The following is a 3607-nucleotide window of genomic DNA, read 5'->3' as shown; positions in this document are numbered from 1 at the left end:
CGCCTCCTGCTGCCCCTGCCGCGCCGCCTGCTCGGCCTCGACGAGCGCCCGCACCGACGGGGGTGGGGTTTTCCCCAGCGAAAGACTGCGCTGCGCACCAGCGCGCCAGGGGGACTTCGCCGAGCAGACTCGACGGCGTACCGATTCATCCGTCACGCAGCTCTTCCGCGTGACCCATCAGCAGACCGATATAGGAGACATGACGTGACAACGGCTGTGACCATTCCCAGGCACGGGGGTACTGGAGGGACTACGGCCGTTGCCGCGCGGGCGCGGCAGGTCGTGAAGGCCTACGGGGCCGGGGAGACCCGTGTCGTCGCCCTCGACCACGTCGACGTGGACATCGCCCGTGGCCGGTTCACCGCGATCATGGGCCCCTCGGGGTCCGGCAAGTCCACGCTGATGCACTGCCTCGCCGGTCTCGACACCGTGACGAGCGGTCAGATCTTCCTGGACGAGACCGAGATCACCGGCCTGAAGGACAAGAAGCTCACGCAGCTGCGCCGGGACCGGATCGGCTTCATCTTCCAGGCGTTCAACCTGCTTCCCACGCTGAGCGCGATCGAGAACATCACCCTGCCCATGGACATAGCCGGCCGGAAGCCGGACCAGGCGTGGCTGGACCGGGTGGTGGAGACCGTGGGTCTCGCCGGCCGGCTGAGGCACCGGCCCAACCAGCTCTCCGGCGGCCAGCAGCAGCGCGTCGCCGTGGCCCGCGCCCTGGCCGCCCGGCCCGAGATCATCTTCGGTGACGAGCCGACCGGCAACCTGGACTCCCGCGCGGGCGCCGAGGTGCTGGGCTTCCTGCGCCGGTCGGTGGACGAGCTGGGTCAGACGATCGTGATGGTCACCCACGACCCGGTGGCCGCCTCCTACGCCGACCGCGTGCTGTACCTGGCCGACGGCCGGATCGTCGACGAGATGCACAAGCCAACGGCCGATCAGGTCCTGGACCGCATGAAGGACTTCGACGCCCGGGGGCGTACGTCATGACCGTCCTGAAGACCTCCCTGCGCAACTTCTTCGCGCACAAGGGCCGCATGGCGCTGTCGGCCGTCGCGGTGCTGCTGTCGGTGGCGTTCGTGTGCGGGACGCTGGTGTTCACCGACACCATGAACACGACGTTCGACAAGCTGTTCCAGGCGACGGCGTCGGACGTGACGGTCAGCGCCAGGAGCTCGTCCGACACCGGTGAGACCACCTCCCGCACCGGCAGGCCGCCGGTCATGCCGGCCTCCGTGCTCGGCGAGGTGCGCGGGGCCGAGGGCGTGCGGGCGGCCGAGGGGGCGGTGTTCTCCACCTCGGTGACCGTCGTCGACGCCGACAAGGACAAGCTGTCGCCCAGCAGCGGCGCGCCCACCATCGTCGGCAACTGGACCGACAACGACGCCCGCACCATGAAGATCACCTCCGGTGCGGCGCCCAAGGGCCCGGACCAGGTCATGGTCGACGCCGACACCGCCGGCAAGCACCACCTGGAGCTGGGCGACGAGATCGGTGTGATCACCGCGTTCGGCACCCACCAGGCGCGCGTGTCCGGCATCGCCACCTACACCGTCACCAACCCCGGCGCGGCGATCTTCTACCTGGACACGAAGACCGCCCAGCGGACCCTGGTCGGCCGGACCGGCGTCTACACGAACGTCAACGTCACGGCCGCCGAGGGCGTCACCGACGAGCAGCTGAAGAAGAACGTGGCCGCCGCGCTCGGCGGCGGCTACAAGGTGCAGACCGCCAAGGAGGTCGCCGACGCCAACCAGAAGGACATCGAGAGCTTCCTGAACGTGATGAAGTACGGGATGCTCGGCTTCGCCGGGATCGCCTTCCTCGTCGGCATCTTCCTGATCATCAACACCTTCTCGATGCTGGTCGCCCAGCGCACCCGGGAGATCGGCCTGATGCGCGCCATCGGCTCCTCCCGCAGCCAGGTCAACCGGTCCGTGCTGGTCGAGGCGCTGCTGCTGGGCCTGGTCGGGTCCGTGCTCGGCGTCGGGGCGGGGGTCGGCATCGCGGTCGGCCTGATGAAGCTCATGGGCGCGGTAGGCATGCACCTGTCCACCGACGACCTGACGGTCGCCTGGACCACCCCCGTGATCGGCCTGCTCCTCGGTGTGGTCGTCACCGTCCTCGCCGCCTACCTGCCCGCCCGGCGGGCCGGCAAGGTCTCCCCGATGGCCGCCCTGCGCGACGCGGGGGCCCCGGCCGACGCCAGGGCCGGGATCGTGCGGGCCGTGCTCGGCCTGGTCCTCACCGGCGCCGGCGGCGCGGGCCTGTACGTCGCCGCCGGCGCCGACCAGGCCAAGGAGGGCTCGGCGTGGCTGGGCCTGGGCGTGGTGCTCACCCTGATCGGCCTCGTCGTCATCGGTCCGCTGCTCGTGGGCGGCCTGGTCCGCGTCCTCAGCGCGGTCCTGCTGCGGGTCTTCGGTCCGGTCGGCCGGATGGCCGAGCGCAACGCGCTGCGCAACCCGCGCCGCACCGGCGCCACCGGCGCCGCGCTGATGATCGGCCTGGCCCTGGTGGCCTGCCTGTCGGTGGTCGGCTCCTCGATGGTCGCCTCCGCCACCGACCAGCTCGACAAGACCGTCGGCACGGACTTCATCATCCAGCACGACAAGGGCGAGGTCATCACCCCGCAGGCGGTCAAGGCCGTGAAGGACACCCCGGGACTGGAGCGGGTCACCGAGTACAAGCTCGTGGACGCCTCCCTGACCACACCGGACGGCCGTACCTCCAAGAACCAGATGATCAACGCGGCCGACCCGACCTACGCGCAGGACCTGCGCACCGAGACGGTCGCCGGCACGCTCGCCGACGCCTACAGGTCCGACTCGATGTCCGTCCCCGAGGGCTTCGCGAAGAAGCACGGCGTCAAGCTGGGCTCCACGGTCGAGGCCGGCTTCCGGGACGGCGCGACGGCGAAGCTCACGGTCCGCGCGATCACCAGCGACGACGCCGTGATCGACAAGGGGGCGATGTACGCCTCGATCGCCACGGTCGCCACGTATGTGCCCGCCGACCGGATGCCGCTGGACCTGCTGCTCTTCGCCAGCGCCAAGGACGGGCAGGAGGCCGCCGCCTACCAGGCGCTCAAGTCCGCGCTGCACGACTACCCGCAGTACACCGTGCGCGACCAGACCGACTACAAGAAGGAGCTGCAGAACCAGATCGGCCAGCTGCTGAACATGGTCTACGGCCTGCTCGCTTTGGCGATCATCGTCGCCGTCCTGGGTGTGGTGAACACCCTGGCCCTGTCGGTGGTCGAGCGGACGCGCGAGATCGGCCTGATGCGGGCGATCGGCCTCTCGCGCCGCCAGCTGCGGCGGATGATCCGCCTGGAGTCCGTGGTGATCGCCCTGTTCGGCGCGCTGCTCGGCCTCGGGCTCGGGATGGGCTGGGGCGCGACCGCCCAGAAGCTCCTCGCCCTGGAGGGCCTGAACGTCCTGGAGATCCCCTGGGGCACGATCGCCGGCGTCTTCGTCGGCTCGGCGTTCGTGGGCCTGTTCGCCGCCCTGGTCCCGGCGTTCCGGGCGGGCCGGATGAACGTACTGAACGCGATCGCCACGGAGTAGCCGCGGAGCAGGGGGCCGTCCGGGGCACGGTCCCCGGG

Annotated in this window: 2 protein-coding genes; both read left to right on the top strand. The window is 70.5% G+C overall.

Translation table 11 applies throughout. The features are described from left to right. The first annotated feature begins 204 nt into the window (after nucleotides 1–204). The gene (locus tag C1I97_RS33335) at nucleotides 205–993 is read left to right on the top strand and encodes an ABC transporter ATP-binding protein (RefSeq protein ID WP_111006762.1); all 789 of its coding nucleotides are present in this window, start codon (nucleotides 205–207) and stop codon (nucleotides 991–993) included. Beyond that, entirely contained in the window at nucleotides 990–3569 is a 2580-nt protein-coding gene (locus tag C1I97_RS33330; RefSeq protein WP_111006761.1) for an ABC transporter permease, read from the top strand. Before C1I97_RS33335 ends, C1I97_RS33330 begins: the two co-directional genes overlap by 4 nt. Nucleotides 3570–3607: the final 38 nt, after the last annotated feature.

Origin of the sequence: Streptomyces sp. NTH33, from assembly GCF_003236365.1 — a bacterium.
Taxonomy (GTDB): Bacteria; Actinomycetota; Actinomycetes; order Streptomycetales; family Streptomycetaceae; genus Streptomyces.
This window is presented reverse-complemented; position numbering and strand designations above follow the sequence as displayed.

What these genes read in the sequence shown, in the direction of transcription:
- C1I97_RS33330 (WP_111006761.1), top strand. Translation starts at nt 990, where the DNA reads ATGACCGTCCTGAAGACCTCCCTGCGCAACTTCTTCGCGCACAAGGGC.